At 67.7% G+C, this 23,476-nt stretch carries 20 protein-coding genes; 10 read left to right on the top strand and 10 right to left on the bottom strand.

Features of this window, described 5'->3' with window-relative positions; all coding sequences use genetic code 11:
* Positions 1-25 precede the first annotated feature (25 nt).
* Positions 26-235 carry a DUF397 domain-containing protein gene (locus ACFVS9_RS00620; RefSeq protein WP_383113096.1) on the bottom strand — a complete coding sequence of 70 codons (210 nt, stop codon included), beginning with the start codon at positions 233-235 and terminating at the stop codon, positions 26-28.
* Positions 216-1,082, bottom strand: coding sequence for a helix-turn-helix domain-containing protein (locus tag ACFVS9_RS00625; protein ID WP_389929180.1), 867 nt, complete (start codon positions 1,080-1,082; stop codon positions 216-218). The genes ACFVS9_RS00620 and ACFVS9_RS00625 overlap by 20 nt, the downstream gene beginning before the upstream one ends.
* 210 nt (positions 1,083-1,292) lie before the next feature.
* Between ACFVS9_RS00625 and ACFVS9_RS00630 the strand changes: the two genes are divergently transcribed.
* Complete coding sequence (locus tag ACFVS9_RS00630; RefSeq protein ID WP_389929182.1) at positions 1,293-1,919, top strand: ATP-binding protein; 627 nt, start codon at positions 1,293-1,295, stop codon at positions 1,917-1,919.
* Between the two features lie 20 nt (positions 1,920-1,939).
* On the opposite strand, the gene ACFVS9_RS00635 is transcribed toward ACFVS9_RS00630, so the two are convergent.
* Positions 1,940-2,752 (bottom strand): hypothetical protein, encoded by an 813-nt coding sequence (locus ACFVS9_RS00635; RefSeq protein WP_389929183.1) that lies wholly within the window; start codon positions 2,750-2,752, stop codon positions 1,940-1,942.
* 226 nt (positions 2,753-2,978) lie between these two features.
* Between ACFVS9_RS00635 and ACFVS9_RS00640 the strand changes: the two genes are divergently transcribed.
* From ACFVS9_RS00640 to ACFVS9_RS00655, 4 genes are all read left to right on the top strand, one after another.
* The gene (locus ACFVS9_RS00640; protein WP_383113100.1) at positions 2,979-3,653 is read left to right on the top strand and encodes a hypothetical protein; all 675 of its coding nucleotides are present in this window, start codon (positions 2,979-2,981) and stop codon (positions 3,651-3,653) included.
* Between the two features lie 96 nt (positions 3,654-3,749).
* A complete protein-coding gene (locus ACFVS9_RS00645) occupies positions 3,750-5,174 on the top strand; it encodes a transcriptional regulator (protein ID WP_389929185.1) in 1,425 nt (474 codons plus the stop codon).
* Entirely contained in the window at positions 5,171-7,003 is a 1,833-nt protein-coding gene (locus tag ACFVS9_RS00650; RefSeq protein WP_389929187.1) for a DEAD/DEAH box helicase, read from the top strand. The genes ACFVS9_RS00645 and ACFVS9_RS00650 overlap by 4 nt, the downstream gene beginning before the upstream one ends.
* A gap of 151 nt (positions 7,004-7,154) precedes the next feature.
* Positions 7,155-7,757 (top strand): protein NO VEIN domain-containing protein, encoded by a 603-nt coding sequence (locus ACFVS9_RS00655; RefSeq protein ID WP_383113164.1) that lies wholly within the window; start codon positions 7,155-7,157, stop codon positions 7,755-7,757.
* Here the strand turns inward: ACFVS9_RS00655 and ACFVS9_RS00660 are convergent.
* The gene (locus ACFVS9_RS00660) at positions 7,646-8,731 is read right to left on the bottom strand and encodes a DNA cytosine methyltransferase (RefSeq protein WP_389929189.1); all 1,086 of its coding nucleotides are present in this window, start codon (positions 8,729-8,731) and stop codon (positions 7,646-7,648) included. The genes ACFVS9_RS00655 and ACFVS9_RS00660 overlap by 112 nt on opposite strands.
* Before the next feature lie 527 nt (positions 8,732-9,258).
* Here ACFVS9_RS00660 and ACFVS9_RS00665 point away from each other — a divergent pair.
* A complete protein-coding gene (locus ACFVS9_RS00665) occupies positions 9,259-10,566 on the top strand; it encodes a DNA cytosine methyltransferase (protein ID WP_383113165.1) in 1,308 nt (435 codons plus the stop codon).
* Here the strand turns inward: ACFVS9_RS00665 and ACFVS9_RS00670 are convergent.
* The 5 genes from ACFVS9_RS00670 to ACFVS9_RS00690 form a co-directional block, all read right to left on the bottom strand.
* On the bottom strand, positions 10,501-10,965 hold the full coding sequence (locus tag ACFVS9_RS00670; RefSeq protein WP_383113104.1) for a very short patch repair endonuclease: 465 nt from the start codon (positions 10,963-10,965) through the stop codon (positions 10,501-10,503). The genes ACFVS9_RS00665 and ACFVS9_RS00670 overlap by 66 nt on opposite strands.
* A 48-nt stretch (positions 10,966-11,013) precedes the next feature.
* Positions 11,014-11,904, bottom strand: a complete 891-nt coding sequence (locus tag ACFVS9_RS00675; RefSeq protein WP_389929192.1) for a NaeI family type II restriction endonuclease — start codon at positions 11,902-11,904, stop codon at positions 11,014-11,016.
* A 52-nt stretch (positions 11,905-11,956) separates the two neighbouring features.
* Positions 11,957-14,887, bottom strand: coding sequence for a Z1 domain-containing protein (locus tag ACFVS9_RS00680; protein ID WP_389929194.1), 2,931 nt, complete (start codon positions 14,885-14,887; stop codon positions 11,957-11,959).
* Positions 14,888-14,963: 76 nt separating this feature from the next.
* Entirely contained in the window at positions 14,964-16,493 is a 1,530-nt protein-coding gene (locus tag ACFVS9_RS00685) for an ATP-binding protein (RefSeq protein WP_383113107.1), read from the bottom strand.
* A 153-nt stretch (positions 16,494-16,646) separates the two neighbouring features.
* Positions 16,647-17,555, bottom strand: a complete 909-nt coding sequence (locus ACFVS9_RS00690; protein ID WP_389929196.1) for a TetR/AcrR family transcriptional regulator C-terminal domain-containing protein — start codon at positions 17,553-17,555, stop codon at positions 16,647-16,649.
* Positions 17,556-17,670: 115 nt separating this feature from the next.
* On the opposite strand from ACFVS9_RS00690, the gene ACFVS9_RS00695 reads away from it, so the two are divergent.
* The 3 genes from ACFVS9_RS00695 to ACFVS9_RS00705 all read left to right on the top strand — a co-directional run bounded on the left by ACFVS9_RS00695 (position 17,671) and on the right by ACFVS9_RS00705 (position 22,474).
* Entirely contained in the window at positions 17,671-19,308 is a 1,638-nt protein-coding gene (locus ACFVS9_RS00695; protein WP_389929197.1) for an MFS transporter, read from the top strand.
* A 15-nt stretch (positions 19,309-19,323) separates the two neighbouring features.
* Entirely contained in the window at positions 19,324-19,500 is a 177-nt protein-coding gene (locus ACFVS9_RS00700) for a hypothetical protein (RefSeq protein WP_389929199.1), read from the top strand.
* Between the two features lie 598 nt (positions 19,501-20,098).
* Positions 20,099-22,474, top strand: a complete 2,376-nt coding sequence (locus ACFVS9_RS00705; protein ID WP_389929201.1) for a SpoIIE family protein phosphatase — start codon at positions 20,099-20,101, stop codon at positions 22,472-22,474.
* A 58-nt stretch (positions 22,475-22,532) separates the two neighbouring features.
* Here ACFVS9_RS00705 and ACFVS9_RS00710 read toward each other — a convergent pair whose 3' ends face one another.
* Positions 22,533-22,742 carry a DUF4287 domain-containing protein gene (locus tag ACFVS9_RS00710; protein WP_389929203.1) on the bottom strand — a complete coding sequence of 70 codons (210 nt, stop codon included), beginning with the start codon at positions 22,740-22,742 and terminating at the stop codon, positions 22,533-22,535.
* A gap of 236 nt (positions 22,743-22,978) precedes the next feature.
* On the opposite strand from ACFVS9_RS00710, the gene ACFVS9_RS00715 reads away from it, so the two are divergent.
* Positions 22,979-23,476 (top strand): hypothetical protein, encoded by a 498-nt coding sequence (locus ACFVS9_RS00715; protein ID WP_389929205.1) that lies wholly within the window; start codon positions 22,979-22,981, stop codon positions 23,474-23,476.

Raw genomic sequence — 23,476 nt, forward strand, 5'->3', positions numbered from 1 at the left:
CCGCCGGGACACCTGGCTTCACGCCTCAGCTGAGCTGACCACTACGCAAGGACCCGACGAATTCGGCCCATGCCGCGGCGGGCACATGGAACCGCCCCTCGTGCGGGCGGGTGCTGTCACGTACTGAGGTGCCGGCGCTGGCGAAGGCCGCTTCTACGCACTCCGTCTCGTTGCCGCCGCTGTACGACGACTTGAACCAGGCGGACTCCGGAACCTCATTGCTCGCTCTTGTCATCGTTCAGGTCCTCCTTGGCACGGCTGATCAGCTCCCGTGATGCCTCGATATCCAATGCTTGTGCGCGCAGATATTCGAACGCAAGCCGGTACCGGGTCAGTTCCACGTCCTTCTCCATGAAGAGGGATCCGACGTGGAGGTCCACGTACACCACATCCAGGGAGGGCTCCGGGCCGCCGAGGATGACGAAACTACCGAGTGCGGCACTGTGCGCACCGCGCGAGAAGGGCAGGATCTGCAGCGTCACGTTTCCGGACACGCTGCTGGTGAGCAGGTGGCCGAGCTGTTCGCGCATGATGGCGGGAGAGCCCATCACTCTGCGCACCACGGACTCGTCAAGAATCGCCCAGAGGTGCGGAGCGTCGGGCCGGCTGAGGATCTCCTGCCGACGCATGCGGATGTCCACGAGGCGGTCAATCTCCTCAGCGGAGCGGCGCATCTCGTTGGCCTGCTGGAGAGCGGTTGTGTAACTCCGCGTCTGGAGGAGGCCGGGGACGTACACGCAGGAGAAATGATCCTCACGCACTGCCTCGTCTTCGAGGGTGAGCATGAGGTTCATCGTCTCCGGGATGTGGTCGGCGAAGGAGCTCCACCACCCCTGCTGCTTCGCGTCCTTGGCCAGGGAGACGATTACCGCACGTTCAGCGTCACTTGCCCCGTACTCGCGGCACAGAGCGTCGATGACGAGCCACTTGACCGGGCCCTCCGTCGTTTCATAGCGACTGACAGTGGCCTTGGAAACGCCGACGAGCCGACCGGCGTCTTCGAGGGTCATCCCCGTGCGGGCGCGGAGTTTGCGCATCGTCGCGCCCAGATGGCGCCGACGAGTGGTGGCCCTGGCTGACATGGGTGTCCTTCCGGTAACGCCGGAGACGGCCCGGCGGCCTCAGAAGGCTAGGGCTGACGCGACATTCGGCACCAACAGGTTCACTCGACAGTGCGACGTGAGAAGTTACACCGCGAGAGGTTACGGTGACATACTGCCACCGAAGGCCACTCAGCGCGGTCGTTTGGATACGGCGGGCGCAGGGCTGACGTGGCGCCGAAAGGAGAGCGCATGCCCGAATACGACGCTGGTTCCCCGCTCCGCAGCGTGCTGCCGTTCGAGGCCGAACCGGCGAGGGTGCGGAATCTGCGGAACGCGGTGAGAGGGCAGCTCACGGACTGGGGGCTCGCGGCTATGGCTGACGAGGCGGAACTGGCGGTGAGCGAGCTTGCCTCCAATGTGATCAAGCACGTGGGAGGAGGGACCGCCGCCACTCTCGTACTGGAGCACGCCGGCGAGCGCCTGCGGATCGAGATGCACGACATGAGCCGTCGCCCGCCGGTCCTGGTGCCGTTGGCGCGCGACGACGAGGAAGGCGGCCGAGGGCTGCGGCTGCTGGCCGGCGTCACGGCCGACTGGGGCACATCGCTGACGGTGACGGGCAAGGCGGTCTGGTGCGAACTCTCAGCGGGAGCCGCGCTATGTTGTCGCCGGATGCGGCGGGCCGAGGCGGTGCTGACGAGGTATCAGGGCGACGTAGGTGCGCCGGCCGCTCTGCGGAGCAGGTCAGCACAGGCCCTCGAGGAATCCGCTACCGGTCTCATCGCGGACATCCTGCACTGGGTCGTGGCCAGGGGCGGCGACCCAGACGGCTTTCTGGACCGTGCGCAGATGCATTTCGAGGCTGATGCCGCCTGAGGCGGAGCGATGCGGTGCCCTCAGCTGACCACCGTGGCAGCCGCAAGGATGAAGGCGACGTCCTCCTGCCGGCCGGCATGACTGAAGGCGGCCGCCACGTTGAGCACGGCCTGCCTGTCAGTTCGTTCGGCGACGTTGATGAGTATCGTCTCGGCTGCTGCGCGCAAGCCTGCCGATTGGCACGACACGACGGCCTCCAGGACGCCGCTCGCGGAGTACGTGGTACCGGCCTGCCAGAGCAGGAGGTCTGCGTCACGGTTCTGTCCGTCGGCGAGGTAGCGGGCCACTAGCCCGGTCTCCGTCCAGGTGAGCTCTGCGGCGCCGGAGGGGTGCCGGTCCCCCTCGGTGCGGGGGACCGGCACCCTCATATGCGCTCGCCGCACGGAAAGTTCGCGCCGACGGGCCAGGCGGCGAAGACGCCGGGCTCGCGTCACCGGCGATTCCCGGACGCGGTGCGAAGCCGGCAGTACTGCGTCCCCTGCGTCTTGCCCTTCCGGGCCAGGCGGATACCCGACGGTGCAGCACTCGCAGTGCTTCCTCTGGGCATGGGTACGCATGTCCAGCAAGGCGTCAAGGGTATGTGGAAGAGGCTCGTGCCCTGCGGCGTCCTTCTCGATGACCGCGTAGAAGTCCCGCAGCAGAGGTGTCTCGGGGATGCGGCCACCGTTGAGATGGTTTGACAGGGTCGTGGGCGCCTGGTGGGCATCCCTGGCGATCTCCGCCTGGGTGCGTGAACTGCGCTCCCGGACCTCACGCATCGCCGTCACCAGGGTCCGATGCGCCGCTGTGATGGTGCCCGGCAGCTCTTTCCACTTCTTTCGCTGAGGTGTCACGCACGACTTCCGTTCGTCTTCGGCGGCGGCGCTAAGGCTCCTCATTGTGTCGCGGGAAGCCGTGTACTGACCGGAGTTGAGATTTTCCGTTTCCCCTCGAAACCTCGTAGAGCCTGGCGTGATGTCCCGTCATGCGAGAAGACTGGCGTTGGCTGCAAGGGGTGCCAGCGAGAGTGTTTCTGGCACCTCAACCTGCCGTCATGTGCCTGACATGAAGGGATGCGGAATGACTCTGCCGTCGTGGCGGGATCAGCAGTTCGGAACCATGAAGCGTGCCGCGCTGTGGCTGGTGACGGTCGTGGGCGAGGGGAACGTGTTCACCAAGGAAGACGTGAAGAACGCCTTTCCCGGAATCAGCCAGGCTGACCGGCGGGTGCGTGACCTGCGTGACTATGGCTGGCAGATCGATACTCACAGGGAAGACGGACAGCTGGGCCAGAGCGAACAGCGATTCGTTTCCCAGGGGCAGCCGGTCTGGGTGAAGGCCACGAAGGACAGCTCGTCCATCACGGACACTCAGCGGCGGAAGATCCTCGCGGGCGATGGCAACCGCTGCCGGTCGTGCGGGATCACCCCTGGGCAGGCCTACGCCGGCTCGTTCGAGACGGCCCAGATCGACATCGCCCGGCGCAAGGTGAGGCACAACGGCAGCAGCCAGGTGGAACTCGTCGCGGAGTGCAACCGGTGCCGCGTCGGCGGACGCGGGCTGGAGGCGGACCTGGACACCGTGCTTGACCGGGTCTCCAAGCTCGGAGGTCTCCAGCGGCAGATGCTGGCGGACTGGGTTGCGGCGGACGAGCGGGAGTTCGGAGTGGTGGAGCTGCTCTGGGGAGACTTCCGTACGCTGCCGGCGGAGTCCAGGGACAAGGTCCGGAGCGCACTCGGGCTGCCGCCCGCCTGAAGCGCTCCAGCAACGCCGTGGTGGGGCCGCTCCCGCGAGTGACCCCACCGCCGGGCAGATACGCATCTTTTGCCGTGAACCAGAGGAGAACGCACTGTGAGCAGAGCTGTCGGGGACTTCGGGCTGCCGCCCCACGCCGCCGAGAACAAGGAGATCGTGGAGCAACGCCTTGGTGATGTGGCCGCCGGCGCAGGACTCCAGGAGACCTTGACCATCGAATGGCGTACGAAGCCGCAAGTGGTACAGGTCATCGACATGCCGGTGCACTCGCTCTACTACAACCCGGGGACTCACCGGATTCGCGCTCAGCGCAGCTTCGACGTCCAGCAGGACCGCCGGCTGGATGAGGATCCGTGGAGCGATGAGAGCCAGTCCTACCTTGATCTCCTTCTGAAGGCTGAGCCCTCTGATCCCACGAAGCGGGACAAGGACTTTGACGAACTGCGGCAGAGTCTGCAGGACTTCCGTCAGAACGAGCCGGGGCTGATCACGCGGGAGGGCGTTCTGGTCAACGGCAACACCCGGGCGGCGGCTCTGCGTGAGCTCGGCGTTGCCGATATCCGGGTGGCTGTACTGCCCGAATCCTGCACGTGGGCGGATATCAACAAGGTCGAACTCTCACTACAGCTCAGGCATGACACCCGGCGCCCGTACTCCTACATCAACCGGCTGCTCACCATCGATGAGCAGGTCGAAGCTGGCCGGCCGCTGAAGGAGGTGGCCCGTGACTTCCGGATCAGGGAGTCGACGGCCGACCAGGATCTCTGGGTGCTCTCCTGCCTCAGGGACCTGAGTGACAGGTCCGCGAACGGGGACGTTCTTCTTCGGTTGCTGGACTTCGAGGACGCCCAGGAGAAGCTTCGCGAGGTGCACCGCGCCTACGCCAAGGAGTCGAAGGCTGATCCCAGGAGCGCTGAGCTGCTGAAGGAGAGCCGTCTCGCCGCTATCGTTATGGACTTCTCGAAGACCGATGTCCGGCTGATCGAAGCGAACTTCCGGTCGCGGTATCTGGATCAACGGCTGCCGGACGAGCTCAAGCCGGCGCCCGCCGTGGCTCCCGCGCGTGTCATTCCGGGGATTAACCGTGCGGTGAGGGCCGAGGCACCAGAGGTGGCGGCTGCTCGGGCGTTCACGGACTCGGTTCTCCGCGCGAAGGCCGTTGTCCGGTCGAAGGACAAGGTCTCCGTGGCCCAGCTGGAACAGGCAGCCGCTACTTTCGACGCAGCCCACAGGGCGGTTGAGGACGCTCTTGAGCCGGCTGGCAAGGACGCCCGTGTGCGCAAGCGGAAGCAGGCGGCCCCTGACAGGCTCAACGATGCCTGCCAGGACATCGAGCAGTGCATTACGGACATGATCCTCGCGAGTGGTTCACGGAGCCTGGACGAGGAGGCACTGGATGAGGCCGTCCTCAAGCTGAGAACCACTCTGACGAAGCTCGCCCGCGCCACCGCGGGGAGCATCACGGTGCCCGGTGAAGGCGTTGAGTGGCTGCGCGATGCGGTGCGGCAGGATCAGCCGTGACGACAAGTGCAGAGGAACCGTCCCTGCATATCGGCTTCGACGTCTCGCGGACCAAGGCTGTCCTGCGTTCCCCCGAGCCGTACCGCGGCGACCTGATCCGCCTGGCTGCCAGATTTCCAGGGGCCGGCCTGCGCGGCCGGCTCAGCCTGGAGCTGTCCCTCGACGATTTTCTCGTCGGTATTGACGTTCTTGCGGACTGGCCGTTCCCGGAGTCCGTCGTCTGGGCGGATGAGCTGAGCGCTCTGGTCGGAGAAGTCCTGGACGATGCCGATCAGGCCGAACAGCGGATCCAGGCTCCCAGCCCTGCTCCCGCCTGGGACGACAGCGCTGTGGCGGTGGCGCTCGGCATCACCTGGCGCGCCGGCCTCACGGAGTTCCAACGGCGCGACATCGCCCAGTTGCTGGCGCTGCAGCACGGGGCCAATTTCAGTGTCCCTGGCGCGGGGAAGACCCGTGTGGGGCTGGCCGTCTACGCGGCGATGCGTGAGCGTGACGCGGTGCGACAGCTGCTGGTCGTCAGCCCGAAGTCCGCATACGAGTCCTGGCTGACGGAGAGCGAACTCTGTTTCCAGGAACCGCCGCTCACCGCGGTCATGGGAAAGAACCCGGATTTCAGGGCTGAGATCCTCATTGTGAACTATGAGCGTCTCGACAAGTCGCTGGCCTCACTCGCGTCGTGGCTGCGTGGCGCACCGTCCATGATCATCCTCGATGAAGCCCATCGGATGAAACTGGGGGCGCAGGGGACGTACGGAAGCGCGTGTATGGCTCTCGGGCCCCTCAGCCGCCGCAGGCTCATTCTCACAGGGACTCCCGCACCGAATGGCGCGCGGGATCTGGAGAACCTGCTGTCCTTCGTCTGGCCTGGACACGGCCGAAGAGTGGTGACACAGGCTGTTGCGGGCGGTGACCTCGCGCATGCCAGTTCGGTGCTGCGGCCGCTTTTCACGCGGACGACGAAGAGTGAGCTGGGACTGCCCCCCTTCGAGACTCGTATCCGCCGTTTGCAGATGCCGGATCTGCACCGTGAGGTGTACGACGCACTCGTCGGGCGCTTCACGTCAAGGGCTGAGGCGTCCCGTGCCGACTTCGACGCACTCGGCAAGGCGATGCTTCGCCTGCTCATGGCTGCCACCAGCCCCGCGTTGCTTGTTGAGGGCGGAAGCCGGTACGAACCACTTGCCTACCGGGTACCGCCGCTCGATGTTCCGCAGGACGAGTCGCTGTACTCGCTCATGCGGAGTCTGCCAGCGCATGAACTCTCGCCGAAGTACAAAGAGGCACTCAATATCGTTGCGACGAATGCTTCGCTCGGCCGTAAGACGCTGGTCTGGACTACCTTCGTACGCAGCATCACCACGATGCAGAAGCTGTTCGCGGGTTACCAGCCCGCTGTCGTGCACGGTGGAACCCCGGATCGCGAGGAACAGATCAGACGGTTCCGCGAGGATCCGGACTGTCACGTACTGCTGTCCAACCCGGCGACTCTGGGCGAAGGAATCAGCCTGCACCATGTGTGTCACGACGCGGTCTACGTAGACCGGGACTTCATGGCGGGGCGCTTCCTCCAGAGCCTCGACCGCATTCACCGCCTCGGTCTCGCTCCTGACACACAGACGCGGGTGACGGTTCTGGCGGTGGAGGGCACGATCGACGAGGTCGTGGCTATGAGGTTGGAGGAGAAGCTCGAATTCATGGGCCGGATCCTGGACGATCCGTCCGTTCAGCAGCTGGCGGACCTCGAGGACGAGCCGTCTGGATCCGCCGGTATGGATATGGCTGACGTCCGCGCGCTGCTGAGACACGTCGATGCCGTCGCAGCTCACTGAGGCCACGCGCCGTGCGGCGCTCCGCTGGCTGAGTGAGCTGCGCGTCGCCGGCGTACCGCGTGCCCGGGCCTTGTTCACGCACCATCCACGCTACGCGGACCTCACTCCGGCTCAGTACGCGGAAGGTCTTGCCTGGCTCAGGCACAGTGGCATGCTCACCTGCGCTGGACGCCCCGTTGTGGATATCGGTGACCATGAACTGAACACCGTGGAGGTCGCGGCAGGGGTTCCTCAGTTCCGTTGGAGCCAGGCTGCGGAGGAGGCGAGGAGAGCCGTGGGCGCAGCCGGCGAGCAAGCGCTGCTCCGGATTCTGCGGCAGGGCGGTGTGCCGCAGGTCCGGCACGTCGCGGCGCGGTCCGATGCCTACGGGTACGACATAGAAGCCGCGCGATCCCGAACCGAGTGTGCGCACGTGGAGGTCAAGGCCACCACGGACCCGACCAGGCTGGTGATCCATCTGTCACGCCACGAGTACGACGTCATGGTGCGTGACGCCGAATGGTGCCTGGCCGCTGTGCTTGTCGGGGTCGATGGCAGTGCCGTGAATGTGGCCACCGTGTGCCGGAGGTGGCTGCATTCGGCTGTCCCGGCGGACCGGGCGGAGAGCGGGCGATGGGAGTCCGCCCGACTGGAGGTTCCGGCCTACGCCATCGTGCCGGGACTTTCGACCGACACATGGCGGCTGGTCCCTGACGAGCTGCTGCCGATCCAGTCCGTCTGGGCCTCACGGTCACCAGCGCCGCAGCCTGCCTGAGCCAGGGCGGTTGCGATACTGCGGCCCACAGCCGCTGCTACAGGAGGCGGGAACGCATTCCCCACCTGCCGGTAGGCGGCAGTCTTGCGACCAGTGATGATCCAGTCTGGAGGGAAACCCTGAAGCAATGCCATCTGAGCCACGGTGAGCTTCACCGGCAGAGAGGCGCCTGGTAGAGGCGGATCGTCGGCCACGCTGGAGCCGTTCACACCCAGTGCAGCCCATGCCTGTCGTGCCCGGGAGGGCCCGAGATCCGGTCCACCGTGCTTGCGGGAACCGCCGCACAGTGTCGGTGCGATGCGTGTCGCGGAGTCGGCCCACTCCCGGGCCAGCTCCCAGCCCCGGGAGGCCATGGACGGATAGAGTACGCCGCCCACTGAGGGAGCGGTGTCCGGACAGGTCGTGGGAGCCGGCCAGATGAAGTGTGTGAAGGACTCCGGCCGCATCGCGACGAGTACGGCCCGCGGCCGCAATTGTGGCACGCCGAAGTCACAGGCCCGGAGCAGCTGCCAGTCTGCGGTGTATCCGAGGTCCGCCAGGCGTCGGAGCACCTCCCCGCGGTAACCGTCGAAACGCGCCTGCGTGATTCCCTTGACGTTCTCGATCATGAGCGCTTGCGGCATCAGCCCGGCCGTGAGCCGGAGCACGTCAGGGAAGAGATCGCGCTCGTCTGCCGCACCGAGCCGCTGGCCTGCCAGCGAGAAGGGCGGGCACGGCACGCCGGCGGCGAGGAGTGACACGGTCTGTTCCTGGCGGTGCCGCTGGATGTCCGCAGCGGAAAGAGCGCGTAGGTCCCTGTGCAGGACCTTCCAGCTGGGGCGATTGGCCCTGAGCGTGCGGACGGCATCGTCATCCACTTCAACAAGGGCCGTGTGGGTGAAGCCGGCGCGCTCCAACCCCAGTGCCTGGCCTCCCGCACCAGCGCAGATCTCCACGCATGTGGGAGTCGTTGGCCGCCGTGCGGCGCTGGGCATCGAGACCATTCTGGGTTCTCCTGTTTCTTGCCACTGGCAAGTGCCAGTACTCGTAGGTTGCCGACCTGGCTTGGGCGGGGGGAGGCAAGTCGGAGGAACCACTCGGAGCACCTACAGGTCGAATGTCCGTTTGGATCAACTGTTGTCTTGGTGAATGTTCAGGTCCAGTGGTCGCATACCTGGCAGGCTCGACGGGCTGAGCCGCAGGCTGCCAGGCGGATAGGGCGACCGGGGCCCGGCAACAGCCTCAGCCGGGTGCTTCCCGGGTAGGCTCCGGCTGGGAGCCGAGGCTGATTGAGGCCCTCCCTGATCATGTGCGACGCGAGTTGGCGGGGCCGTTCCACCGTTGGCACGCCCGCGAAACCGGGCCCTGGCAGAACCTGGAGGGACTGCCAAGGACGGCTGGGCGGCTGTGCTTGCCGAGGATTGAGTGGGTGTCGTACCCAGGTGCGACACTTGGCCTCTCTGTCAGCCATTACTTAGAGGAGCCGAAGCCGATGGGCCGCCAGTCCCGCCAGGAGGATCCGATGGGTCCCAGCGACCACCTGCTGACCTCGATCGAGATTTGCGCGGGGGCGGGAGGGCAGGCCATCGGTCTTCACAAGGCCGGTTTTAAGCACCTGGCGCTCGTCGAGATTGATCAGCACGCCGTTGCGACCCTCAAGGAGAACATCAAACTCCTGGACGGCTGGAGCTGGGAGCGCGAATATTGTGATGTCATTTCAGGTGACGTTAATGATTTCCTCCCGCTTCCCGATGAGGGAAACCCTGAAGCTGGCCTGAAGAATCCAGTTAAATTCCTCGGTAAACCCCTCGCGAAGGGCGACTTGGACCTGCTGGCTGGCGGCGTTCCGTGTCCTCCCTTTTCGCATGCAGGGAAGCAGCTCGGGAAGGATGACGAGCGTGACCTCTTCCCCCGCATGCTGGAGCTCGTTGAAGAGCTGGACCCCAAAGCGGTAATGATTGAAAATGTTCGCGGTATCAAGGATGCGAAATTTGTAGACTATCGCACCTACATTGAAGCGCGGCTTCAGGGCGGGCGGGCTAAGCATCCCGAGACCGGTGAGGAGCAGGACTTCGATGGTTTCGGCTACAAGGTGTGTGAATGGGAAGTCCTTGAAGCGAGCGATTTCGGCGTTCCGCAATTGCGCCCACGCGCGGTTCTCGTCGCCATCAAGGAATCAGTTCTAGGCGATATTAAGTTTGTTTGGCCAACGCCTACTGGCCGCCCCAGGAGTGTCTTCGAGGCGCTTCGGGAATCAATGGAGGATCGTTACCGGCCGTACTTGGAAATGGGCGGGAATATTGCTGAGGACGCCCGACGCTGCCTCGATAAATGGAAGAGTGAGGCGTCTTCCGCTGCTTCGGTCAAGAAGGACGGCGGTATTGCCCCCACCCTGGTGGGCGGATCCAAGAAGCATGGGGGAGCGGACCTGGGTCCCAGTCGCGCCAAGGCTGCCTGGAAGCAGTTGGGTGTTTCCGGTATGGGTGTGGCTAACAACTATGAAATCGGTCTGAAGAAGAAGAGTCAGGGGCGTGACCTGTTCGGTCCTATTGGCCCGATGCTGACCGTCGATCAGGCTGCCATTATCCAGGGTTTTCCGCCCGAGTGGATTTTCACCGGAGGTAAGACCGCTCAGTACCGTCAGGTTGGAAACGCCTTTCCGCCTCCTGTCGCTGAGGCGGTGGGGCGGGCAGTTGCTGACGTGCTGCGCGAGGCCCGTGAGCGTGACGAGCGCGACCGCGCGAAGGCAGAACCGCAGAACTCGCTACCCGGGCAGGCCGTGCCTCCGCTCGCGGACGGTGTTGACGATCGACAGGGCGCAGGCGTCTGAGTTCTGGTGCTCCCAGAAGCGCAGAACGAGCCAGCCGGCCTCGGCGAGCCGGTGATCGGTGTCCCGGTCGCGGGCTACGTTCCGGGCAACCTTCTCTGACCAGTAGCCGGGATTGGTCTTCGGCGGGACGTAGTGCTCGGGGCAGCCGTGCCAGTAGCAGCCGTCGACGAACACGGCAACCTTCGCCGGGCGGAAGACCAGGTCTGCCGTCCGGCGAAGATCTGGAAGGGGCCTGGCCGCGACACGGTAGCGGAGTCCGTTCGCGTGAACGAGCCGACGGATCAACTGCTCAGGCTTGGTGTCCCGGCTCCTGATGGCCTGCATGTTTCTGCGCCTTGAGGCAGAGGAAGCCCACGACCCCTCCGGCGGGACCCAGGCTTCGGGCTCAGGCACTCTCATCCACTCCTCTTCGGCGCCGCCTGCGCTTACCTCGCGGCCGAGGGCTGTCTACCGGTCCTCTCCGGCCGTTTCGTCGCGCAGTGCGATCCACTCTCCGGCCCCGAGGGCGATGCCCCGAGCCGCCGCCTCACTGCGGGAGTCAACCCAGTCACCGCACAGGATTGTAAGTCCTTCCTTAACTGCCTCATCCCGCGCTTGCCTGGCCCGTCGCATGGGATCGTCCCTGCCTGCGCCGACGGTAAGAATGACGTTTCGTGGAATGATGTGTCCTTCAAGAAAGCGAAACATCATCAGGAGGCGTTTCACCTGTCCTGGCTTCTCCGCCAGGACCTGGGCTGCTTCCTCGTCGTTCAGATGACGCAATGGATTAACTGGAAGATCCGCCCAGTCGTAAAGGGGAACGCTCCAGTTGTTGCGGGCATCGACTGCTAGCCCACGTTTCCCGTCCTTGTTCCCTGCTCCTCGATAAAGCCAGGATCGGTGGGTGCGTACGAGCCATGACCTGTGGCGGTTCTTTTTGAGTTGTATCTGTGTGCAAATGCAGAGCTGGCAGTGTGCTTCTGTAGGGATTGACCAGTTGTTTCCAATGGTAGCTTTGATGTCAACCGGAGCGCCAGCAATCAGCGTGTCCAGGGGCTTGGTCTTCGGCAGGCTGAAAACTCGTAGTACTTCATATTCCAATTTGGCGCCGACGGATGCGCGTTCACCGGGATGCACATCGGGTGACTTGAGGTCGAATCGCCCTGTCCGTCCGCCATCGAGAACATAATCGATTGAATTCCTGATTGCCTCGGTGTAAAGGTGGGCTGTGGGGTGACTGTTCAGCCAGGACAGTACGGCCTGCAGTTCCGCGTCGTCATCAGGTCCGGCCAATACATGCTCAGAAACGTCTGAGTTGGTGCAGACCTCGCCTGGTTCCTGAAGGATGAGTCGCGCCACGGAAGTTCTCCTGTCCCTGGTCCTGTATGTCCCTGCCCGTCGTCAATGGGCCTTAATTTGAATTGGTGATTGGCTCATTGGCCCGAGTCGAATCGATCGCCCTGAAGCGGACATAGGGCACCGGCTTGCTCAGGGGGTCAGTCGCGGGAATGAGCGCGCAAGCCAGGACGATCTTGGCCGGATCGACACCTCCTGCGACCACAAGACCGGCGGGGTCACCCAAGTCCGGATCGACCACCGGATAGAGAAGCACTGCTCCGCGTCGTGGCTGGTGGAAGTGCGAGGCGAAGGGATCATCCTCGCTCGGAGGGCGGAGCCCAGCGATCCGCTCGGCGGACTGGCGGTGGGACACGCCGGAAATTCGGTTGAAGACACCGCGGGCGTTGCGCTTGCGCTGTACCAGGGTGAGCGGCCGTGAGCCGAGGATGCCCGCTGCCGTGCTCGTGATACCAGAGGTCTGCGGGAGGATCAGGGCCCAGTCATCGGTGGCACAGCCAACGTCACTGTTGTCCTTGAGATAGGTGAGGTGAGGCTCAAAGAGTTCAGGGCGGCCCCAGGCCAGCGTGCTCATGATGCCGAGGAACTGATCGTGGCTGAGTACCGCTGTCCTGGCTTGATAGCGGACGTAATTACCCCGGTCCTCCTCGGAGAGGGTGACGAACACGGAGCTGTCTTCACTCAGAGCGTTCAAGGCCGGCAGCCAGACTTCCGCGTTGTGCCGCAGCTCAGCCCCGTCCGTCGGATACGCCGTGGGCTCCACCCACTGCCCCGGTGACCGGATCTCCACCAGCTCCGCGTTGAACATCTTGTTCCGGGCCGCCGGCTTGAGCCAGGACAGGTGCTGCGACACCAGCGGCGGGATCTGTGCCGGGGTGACCTGCGGTTTTCCGTCCATCAGCGTGGCGTAGCGGGTGAGCTGGGCGCGGAAGGTCTCCTCGTCGCGGCAGATCGCCTCGAAGGCCTCATAGAGGTCGACGGTCTTCTTCTTGCCCATCGGTACTTCGCGGCCGATGTAGAGGCGCACCAGGTCACGGTAGCCGGGGCGGAACCCGAACCAGCGGCCCATCTGCATGAGAGTGTCGGACTGCTGGGTGGTGCGCCGGTAGTACGTGACCGTGAGGCCCTCGATGGTGAAGCCTCGGGAGAGCTTCGTGCCGCCGACCAGGATCTTCCACACGTGTGGAGTCCGGTCGAAGTCGAGCTCGGCCTGTTCGTAGTCGCGTTCGGTAGCACCGTTGACGATGATCACCGGTTCGCCGCCCGAGTTGATCAACTGGCGTGCCCGCGAGACGTACGGCTTCAGGTCGTCGTACGACGTGGGGGTCGGCAGGCCGTCGTCCGCGAAGCGCTGGAAGTCGGAGGCCAGCAGAGCGGCGAGACGTGCGTGGCCCTCCTGGCCCGTGTACGCCGACCGGTGCCACATGGAGTTGATCCGCAGGGCCAGGGCCGCGTGTTCCCGCTGCTGCACGGATTCGTGGACCAGCATCGTGTGGTGGCGGAACGCGCCCTCCGGCACGCCGCGGTCCGCCCGGTACAGCTTCAGCGCGCCGGTGAGGACGAAGGCGTCCAGTGCTTCCTGGAGGCGGTCGCCGGTGTCGTCGTAGATGCCGCGTACGTGCGTCTCCTCGGCCGTCCCGTCGGACTCCAGATCGTGGAAGTCCTGCACCCCCATGTAGCCGGTGGGCCTGGGGAGCGAGATCAGGAAGTCCCTGGGGAAGATGTCCTCCTCGTCGCCGGGGTCGACGAAGACGTTAGCGAAGGGCGTCGCCGTGTAGCCGACGTACTGGGCGCGCGGAAGCAAGCCGAGGAGCTGTGTGATCTGGCCGTTGATGGCCTTCCGGGCGACCTTGCCGTCCTCCCACTTCTTGGGATCCGTCGTGTTCACGGACGCCTGGTCGGACTCGTCGTCGATGATCAGAGTCGGGACCTCGGACAGGATCGGGCCGATCTTCTTCAGATCCTTGATGAGCTTGGCCAGGACCGAGGAGTTCTTCTTCACCACCATCACGCGTGCGGCCGCGCCATGCAGGTTGTCCGGGGAGTACAGAGGCTGGGTGCGGTCCTGCTTGTCGAATTCGAGGGCCCGGATGCCGGTTTCCAGGCTCTTGTAGTCGTTGTCCCGCGTCGTGAGGCGCTCGATGTCGAACGCCCCTCGCGTCGACGGGCGGCCGCCATGGCTCACGAACTTCGCCGGCCAGTCCTCGTCGTCCTGGTAGTCGACACCGATGAGCGCGTCCGTGTCGGCGGGGTCCGCGCCCCGCAGGATGTTCTCGCGGCCGATCAGCTCCATGTCCATGCGGCGCTGGGTCTGACCCCGCAGGAGATTCAGGGTGCCGCCGAGGATGATGACCAAGCGGTAGCCGGCGTCGATGGCCTTCGCCGTGACGCCCGTGAAGTTCGCCGTCTTGCCCGACTGGACATAGCCGACGACCAGCCCCCGGGCACCGTAGGCCTCCGTGCGGGTGGGATCGGACAGACGCTCGACCACGGCGTGACTGGCTTCGTCCAGGCTCGACACGGCCGCGTCGGACCAGCCCTTGCGGCGCAGTGTCTGCTCGTAGGAGTTCCAGTAGAAGGCGCGTGCCGCCGCTGCGTCCCTGGAGTACCAGGACGTGAATTCCTTGCTTATGACGGTGGCGCCGGGTTCTTTGAACACCGGCACGGCCTCGTCCAGGGCCTTGCGCAGGTCCGCGCCGAAGCCGAGGCGGTCAAAAGCGTCGGTGCGCCGGGCATCCGTGCGGGCCGGGGCATCGGACCAGTCCGTCTGCTCCGCCAGGTCCCATTTGGTCAGCGTGCGGTGCCAGAGCGCGATGAGTTCGTCCCCCGGGCCGGCCGCGACGAGCCGGTCCCGGAAATGACCGAGGTCGATATCGGCCGGTTCCTCCGACTCCGAGAGCGCGAAGGCGAGCTTCGCGAATGCCTTCGGGCCCCGGCGCATGGCCGCGAGGACGTCACCGTGCAGATTGAACAGATGGTCGGTCATGGCAAGACGGCTTTCTCGGAGGCATGGCAGGCGTGGCAGACATGACGGGCATAGCGCGGGCGGATCCTGGCAGGGTTCAGCGGGTCATTTCGCAGCGTGCCGCTGTCACCAGGACGCTGTTCCACAGAGCGATCTTGTCGGCTCGCGTGGCACGGACCCGGGACTTCTGGAAGATCTCCTCCACCATCAGATAGAGCATGCTCTTGACGACCGGAGCGTCGTTGAGCCCGCCCCTGCGGTCACCGTTGAAAGCCGTCCGGTACAGCTTGTTGAGCCTGATCTCACGCACGTCGCGGTCGAGTTCGAAGAAGAGATCCGGTGCCAGGGACGCCCAGCGGAAGGTGATCGGTTCCTCACCCTCCAGCTCCGGCAGTTCGTCACGCAGGGTCCTCCGCAGTTTCGGATCGAGCCCCTTGCCGGCGGGGATGACCGCGTCGCGCGTCACTTCGGTGACCCGCTTGGCAGCCTCCCGGTACGTCGACTGCGCCTCCTGGACGTACTCGCCGAATGTGTGGCCCGTCCCGTCCTCCGCCCGCTCCAGGCCTCGGGCGAAGGCCGGGGTGACCGTTACGCCGTCCTTCTTGACCGTCAGGCTGAAGACGTCGTTCGCCCCGGCAGGGAGATCGATCGCGATGCGGGCCAGCGCCAGGTGCCCCTCGGCGCTCCGCGTGCTGTTCCAGCCGCCGGCCTGGACCAGCCTGTTGTTGCGGTAGATGTAGAAACCCTGACGCTCGGCGAGCGGTCCGATGCCGCGGAAGCTGACCAGCGGGGACTTCGGCTGCCAGATGTGCGCGGTCAGTGCCACGTCTCCGACGCCCTCGACGGGAGCGGTGTACGTACGCGGGTAGCCGGCCCTGCCGGGAAGGCGGTAGCCGAACGGGTCGATCGGCTGCACACCCCGGTGGTCCAGCTCCTCCTTGGTCGTGACGTCCTCGACCACGATGTCGACGTTGAACGCCTCGTCGGCCAGGAAGCGGTGCAGGTGGAGTCCGAGATGGGTCTCCAGCTTCTCGATGGCGTCGTCGAGATAGCGGTCGGCCTGCCCGGCGGTGATCGTGTCGAAGGCCCGGACTCTGTCCCAGCGGACGATGGTTCCGTGCCAAGCGATCATGCCGTCGTACCGGTCGACGAGATCCTGGCAGTACCCGGGGTCAACGATGTCGCAGGTGAAGTCGGCCTGGGCGCGTGCCGTCAGCCACCGGCGCCCGGTGGACGGACTGCGCTTGGTGCGGCTGATCACGGTCAGGGAGTCCGCGTGTGAGAGCGAAGCGGCCTTGAGGCCCGCGCCGAAGTGGCCGAGCGCGGTGTCTCCGTACTCCTGCCTGCCGCCCACCGTCATAGCGGTGTCGAGTGCCTCGTCGTTCATCCCCTGGCCGTCGTCCACGACCAGGAGGCTGACCAGGCGGTCGTCGTCCCTCAGGAAGCTGATGACGACGTTGTGTGCACCCGCGTCGATCGAGTTGTCGACGAGGTCGGCGATCGCCGCCTCGAATCCGTAGCCCTGATGCGAGAGAGATTCCACGTAACGGGCGGCGGGCGGGAGCCTCTTGCTGCCGGCCGTCGGGATCTCGTACTGCCAGTCCGAGGACGGCTGATAGGGCGACATGACTTCCTCGCACAGACAGAACGGGGCCCGTGAGGGGGATGAGCGGCCCGAGGTGAGTTGTTGAATGTGATCGTATTGCAAAGGTGCGACATGGAGGGGAATCTCTGATGAATCCGGGGCAGGGCTGATACAGGTTCGAGACGATCGGCCACTTCAGGAGCCCACCCCCTCCACCAGCACCTCCACCCCGTCCAGCACCCGCTCCAGGCCGAACTCGAAGAGGGTGCCCAGTTCCAGTTCGAAGCCGTCGGTGCCGAAGAGGGTGGACAGCACCGGGTAGGCCGCGGTCGTCTGGATCGCGTCCATGCGGGGTTCCATCGACGTCATCCACTCGTCCGCCGTCATACCGCTGTCCTGGCGGGCCTGGGTCTCCAGTTCCACCGCCATCGCGATGCCCTGGGCGTAGCCGAGCATCGTGAGGTGGACGTGGAGCATCTGTTCCGGGGTGAGGCCGAGGCCGGTCAGGGCCGTCAGGACCCGTTCCGTGTACCGCATCGCGTTCGGGGAGGCCGTCGGGCGGGTGAGGCCGGCCAGGGCCCGGGCGAGCCAGGGGTGTCGGGCGTACTGCTTCCAGAGCCAGCGGGCCTCCCGTTCCAGCAGCGGGCGCCAGCCCGTCGGGCGGGGGCCGGGCGGGCCGTCGCCGAAGACCTCTTCCGCCATCAGCCGTACGAGCTCGCCCTTGCTCGGGACATGGCGGTAGAGCGCCATGGTGGACGTGCCGAACTCCGTCGCCATGCGCCGCATGGAGAGCGCGGCGAGGCCCTCCGCGTCCACGAGTGCGATGGCCGTGCGGATGACGCGGTCACGGCTGAGCGGCCGGCCCCGCGTCGTGGCCCGCTCCCGGCCGCTCTGGGCGACCACGGTGCCCACGCCGGGTACCGCCCGCACCAGCCCTTCCCGGGTGAGCGCGCCGAGCGCCTTCGTCGCGGTGGCCATCGCGACGTCCCACTCCCGCGTGATCCGGCGGGTGGAGGGGACCGCGTCGCCCGGAGCGAGTTCCCCCGAGGCGATACGGCGGCGGATCTCCCCGGCGATGCGGAGGTAGGGCGGTTCGGGCGTCATGGCCTGACCGTACTAGTGCACCTGGGCATGGCCTGCCCCGGCCGGCTGCGGGTTCCGTCCGGTGCACTAGGCCGCTGTTTGCGGTGTACGGGACGGGCCCGCTTCCGTGCCGCGTATGGAGAACTCACCCGGCCCCCGCGCGGGCCGCAAGGAATGGACCGCCTTGGGCGTCCTCATGCTGCCGCTGCTCCTCGTCTCGATGGACGTGTCCGTCCTCTACTTCGCCATCCCGTACGTCAGCCAGGACCTGGAGCCCAGTGCCACCCAGCAGTTGTGGATCCTCGACGTGTACGGCTTCGTGCTCGCCGGGCTGCTGATCGTCATGGGCGACCTCGGTGACCGCATCGGGCGGCGCAGGCTGGTCCTGGCGGGGGCCGCCGTCTTCGGCGTGGCCTCGGTGGCCGCCGCGTACGCGCACTCCGCCGAGGTGCTCATCGCCGTACGCGCGCTCCTCGGAATCGGCGGGGCCGCCCTGATGCCCTCGACACTCGCCCTGATCCGCACCCTCTTCCACGACGCGGAGCAGCGTGCGAAGGCGGTGACCCTCTGGACGGGCGTCATGACGGCCGGCATCTCGCTGGGGCCCGTCGTCAGCGGGCTGCTGCTCGAACACTTCTGGTGGGGATCGGTGTTCCTCGTCAACCTGCCCGCCATGGTGCTGCTGCTCGTACTCGTGCCCCTCCTGGTGCCGGAGACCGCGACCGTCGTTCACGGCCGCTTCGACGTGCTCAGCGCCGCGCTCTCGCTGGGTGCCCTCCTCACGGTCATCCACGGCATCAAGGAATGGGCCCGGCACGGTTACGAGTTGCTGCCCGCGCTCTGCATCGTCGTGGGGCTCGTGCTCGGCGCCGTCTTCGTACGCCGCCAGAAGCGCCTCACCCACCCGATGATCGACCTCGGCCTGCTCGGACGGCGTACCTTCGGCGGCCCGGTGTCCGCCGGCCTGCTCGCCATGCTCGCCACCGTCGGCATGGCCGTCTTCTTCACCCAGTACCTCCAGTCCGTGCTCGGCCTGGGCCCACTCACCGCCGCCCTGTGGAGCCTGGTCCCGGCGGCGGGTGTGGCCGTCATGGCGCCGGCGGGCGCCGCGCTCGCCCTGCGGACCGACCGCGCGTACGTCATGGGGGGCGGCTTCCTCCTGGCCGCCTGCGGGTTCCTCTGGCTGACGCAGCTGCGTACGGACTCGCCCCTGTGGTTCGCCCTCACCGGCGGGGCCGTGTACGCGGGCGGGCTGGTCGCCGCCATGACCCTGGCCAACGAACTCGCGCTGGGCGCGGCCCCGCCCGAGCGCGCCGGGTCGGCGGCGGCCGTGCTGGAGTCGGGGCAGGAGCTCGGAGGGGCCCTGGGCATGGCGGTCCTGGGGTCCGTCGGCGCCGCCGTCTACAGCCGGGACATGGCGGACGCCCTGCCGGCGGGAACGCCGCACGCCGACGTGGTGGGCGAGACCCTGGGCGGAGCGGCGGCCGTCGCTGCCGAACTTCCCTCCGCGACGGCGGACGCCGTGCTGACGGCCGCGCGGGACGCCTTCACCCACGCACTGGACGTCGCGGCGGTCGGCGCGGCCCTGGTCATGGTGGGTGCCGCCGCCCTCTCGGTCGGTCTCCTGCGGGGAGCGGGCGGGGTGATCACGCCCTCGTCGGCGCCGGATGTCGGACTCAGCGGTTCGGGCACAGTCCCGCACCGGGGAACCTGCACCGGCCAAGTGGCATGTCCGGCAGCCCCGTTGGGCACTGGTGACCAGGAAGTCATCTAGGGGAATGATGGGTAAATGTCACCTGTGAGCGTCCACGTGAAGCCCAAGACCGGCAAAGAGATCACACTCGACGACCTGCGTGAGCTGGTGGAGAAATCCACAGGCGTGCCCGGCAAGAGCCCGGTCCTCGTCACCGTCAACAGCGGCCGGCCGGCGAAGGCCAGTTGCATCGACATCGACGTGGTGGACTGAGCCCGGCCTGAATCGGCGAGCGGAAGCAGGGATCCCGGACCGGCCGCAGTGTTCCGGGCCGGCCGCAGGGTTCCCGGGCCCGCCGCAGTGTTCCGGGCCGGCCGCTGTCACCGGGACATCGCGCGCATCGCCAGTGTCGTCGTGGCCGTGGCGGAAGTCCGCCTCCGCCTCCGCCGCCTTCACCAGGGCGGGCGGGGACAGCGCGGCCGGTCCCGACCGCGCTGTTCACGGCCCCTCGGGCCCGTGGCGCCACCCACCTGGACCCCGGCCCGGACCCCGGCCCCGCACTGTTCACGACCCCGCACTGTTCACGGCCCCCCGGGCCCATGGCCCCCACCGGACCGGAACCCGACCCGGATCCCGACCTGGACTCCGCCCGGAACCCGGCCCGGACCCCGCCCGGATCCCGCCCGGATCCGACCTGGACTCCGCCCGGACCCCGGCCCATGCCCCGCCCGGGACCACGGCCAGGGCGGGGCCCGGGCCGTGCCCCTCCGGTCGCGGGGCGCGGACCTGGGACCGATGCTGGTTGCGTACGTGTCGAGGTGTGCGGAGCCTCGGTCCCGGTTCCCCGTGAGGGGGCGAAGGAGTCGCGCTCATGGCTGATGCGCCCTTGATGGTCGTCGACGGCGCCGGAGTGGTCACCGGGTGGAGCCGGGCGGCCGAGCGGCGCTTCGGGCCGGCCACCGCCGACGCTCTGGGCATGCGCGTGATGGACGTACTGGCGCGCGACTCCCGCAGGGCGGGTCCCCGCGCGGCGGGCGACCCCCGGCGCGCGGGCGACACCCGCAGACCGTACGGCTCCCGGCGTACGGGCCCGGCGGACGCCGGGCTGCGGCTGGAGCCGCTGGGCGGGAACGGCTGGGCCGTCTGGGCGACCGACGGGAACGGCGGCGGGCCGGGCCGCGACGACGCCATCGGGGCGGCGCTGCTGGACGTGATGTTCACGCAGGCGCGCGTACGCGTCCACGTACTCGATCCGGAGCTGCGCCTCCTGCGGATCAGCGACCCCTCCGCGGACCCCGGCACGGACGAGAGCGGCAGGCTGCGCGGGCGGCCGTTCCGCGAGGTGTGCGCCTTCGAGGAACCCGAGCGCGTGGAGTCCTTCATCCGGGAGGTCCTGCACACCGGCGTGCCCGGTGTCGAGCGGCCGTTCCGGGCACGCCGCGAGGGCGTACCCGGCGGAGGGCGGCGCACCCTCGCCGTGACGGCGTTCCGGCTCCAGCGGGGGAACGGCGCGCGGCCCGGCGACGAGGGCGAGGTACTGGGCGCCGCCGTGTCCGTGGTCGACGTCAGCGAGCAGGTCAGACGCCTGGTGCGGGACACGGCGCTCGACGCGGTACGCGACAGCGTGGGCCGGACGCTGGACGTCGACGCCACCTGCCGTGACCTCGTGGACGCGCTGGTCCCCGGCTACGCGGACGTGGGCGTCGTCGAGGTCGTCGACGCGGTGCTGCGCGGTGAGACGCCCGAACCCGGTCCGCTCGGCCTGGAGGTGCCGCTGCGGCGCGCCGCCTACGGCGGACGCAACCCGGCGGCCCACCCCGTCGGTGACACCCGCCCCGTCCTCCCCGGTACCCCCTACCACCGGGCCCTCTCCGACCTGAAGGTCCGCGTCATCCCGCTGGAGGACGCCCCGTGGGCCGACGCCGACGCCGCCCGGGTGGGCTCCATCCGGAACATCGGCGCGCACACGCTGTTGGTGGCGCCGCTCACCGTGCACGGGGCGGTCCTCGGGCTGGTGAGCCTCTACCGGTGCGGTGACTCCGAGCCGTTCGACGAGCAGGACGTCCCCGTGGCGGCGGCGATGGCCTCCAGGGCCGCACTCGGCATCGACAACGCACGCCGGTACGTCCACGAGTTCACCATCGCCAGTGCCCTCCAGCGCCGGCTCCTTCCGCAGCCCACCGCGCCCCAGCCCGCCGTCGAGACGGACCACCTGGTGCTGCCCGGCGGCGACGGCGGCCACTGGTTCGACACGATCGCCCTCTCCGGCGCCCGTACGGCCCTCGTCCTCGGCGAGGTCTCCGAGCGCGGCATCCACGCGGCCACCACCATGGGCCAGTTGCGCACCGTCGTGCACGCGCTGGCCGCCCTGGACCTGGAGCCCGACGAGCTGATCGCGCGCCTCTACGACACGGCGGCCCGGCTGGCGGGCGAACGCGCCCAGCTGCCCCCGAACGATCCGCTGCGCCAGGAGCCACTGGCCGCGACCTGCGCGTACGCGGTCTACGACCCGTTCACCGAGACGTGCACCGTCGCCTCGGCCGGCCATCCCGCCCCGCTCGTCGTCGAACCGGACGGAGCCGCCTACGTGGTGGGCCTGTCCGTGGGGCCGCCGCTGGGGACCACGGACCGCGCCCCCGTCGCCGCGGTCGCCCTCCCGCTCCGCGAGGGCAGCCTGGTCGTGCTCCACAGCAACGCGCTGCGGGGCCACGCCCAGTCCTCCTCCGGCGCGCTGCGCCAGGCGCTCGCACCGACGGACCGGCCGATGGGGGAGCTGTGCGAGGCGGTCGCCCGCGCCCTCCCGGACGGCGCCGACCTCCGGGGCGCGGCCCTCCTGCTGGCCCGGACGCACGCCATGCCCCGCGACCGGTACGCCGCATGGGAACTGCCCTACGACAGGTCGGCCCCGGCGACCGCGCGCCGCCTCGCGCACAAGACGCTGGCGGACTGGCACCTGGAGGGCGACACGGGGGACGCGACCGAGCTGATCGTCAGCGAGCTGGTCACCAACGCCGTGCGCTACGGCAGTCCGCCCGTGGAGCTGCGTCTCATCCTCGACCGGGGCCTGACCTGCGAGATCCGGGACGGCAGCACCACCGCCCCGTACATGAAGTACGCCGGAGCGGTCGACGAGGGCGGGCGGGGACTCTTCATCATGTCCCAGCTCGCCTCGCTGTGGGGCACCCGGTACGCCCCCGAGGGCAAGACCGTCTGGTCCGAGCAGACGATCCCCGGGGACCAGGCCTGAGGCGTCCGGGCCCCGGGGGCGGCCGGCCCCGGGACGCGTGAGCCGCCGGGCCCCGGTCCTACGCGTCCTCGGCGAGCGTGTGCGCCACCAGCGCGTTGGCGTGTCCGTGGCCCAGGCCGTGCTCGGTCTTGAGCCAGGAGACGATCTCCATGTGCCTGGTGAGGGGCGAGGAACGGATGAGGTCCTTCCACTCCGCGATCGGGCGCCCGTACCTCTCCTCGATCGAGGGGAAGTAGCTCGCGGGGCCCTTCGCTGCTCCGGCTGCCATGTCGTCGTCTCCTGTCGTGGTCCCTCGCGGCGGGGCGCCCCGAGGTGATCGTCGTCCCGTCGGTGGGTAGGACCGCGGGCGGGCCCGGAACTGATCGGTCGGCGTACCACCGGCTCCGGGCCGCTCGCACCGGTCCCGGGGGAAACGCAACAAAGGGGTGCCCTGTGTCAACGCCCGTGAAATAATCGCGTGTTCGGTTACCAGCCCCTCGCGGGGCAAGGGCGACGGGGGCACGCATGACGGACCGGGCCGGCACGGGCGCACGCGGGACGGGTCAGGAGACGGTCGAGTTACGCATCGCCGTGAGCGGGACGCACACGCGGCGCGACGACCTGGAGGACCTCCGCACCTGGCTGAGGAGCGCGCCCGCCCTGGAGGACGCGCTCGAACGGGGCGAACTCACCCTGGCGCACAAGGACTCGCTCACGCAGACCGAGGCGATGAGCGGTGAACTGATCCAGGACATCATCCTCGTCGTCTCCGTCGAGGTGGCGCGTTCCGTGTCCGAGAACGCGTGGCGGTCCGTGGAGACCTGGCTGCGCAACCGGCGCAGGTTCGCCGACCCGGAGGAGACGCCCCGCGTCACCCTCGACGGGCCCCCGCAGGGGCCCGAATCCGGCCTGAGCCGTGACACCGACCACGACGGGGACCCCGAAACCCCTCCCGATCCCGATCCCGGTGCCGGGCCCGGACGGAACCGACCGCGCGGCGGCGACGAGCCCGGAGAGGTCTAG

The organism is Streptomyces sp. NPDC058008, assembly GCF_042886395.1.
Taxonomy (GTDB): Bacteria; Actinomycetota; Actinomycetes; order Streptomycetales; family Streptomycetaceae; genus Streptomyces.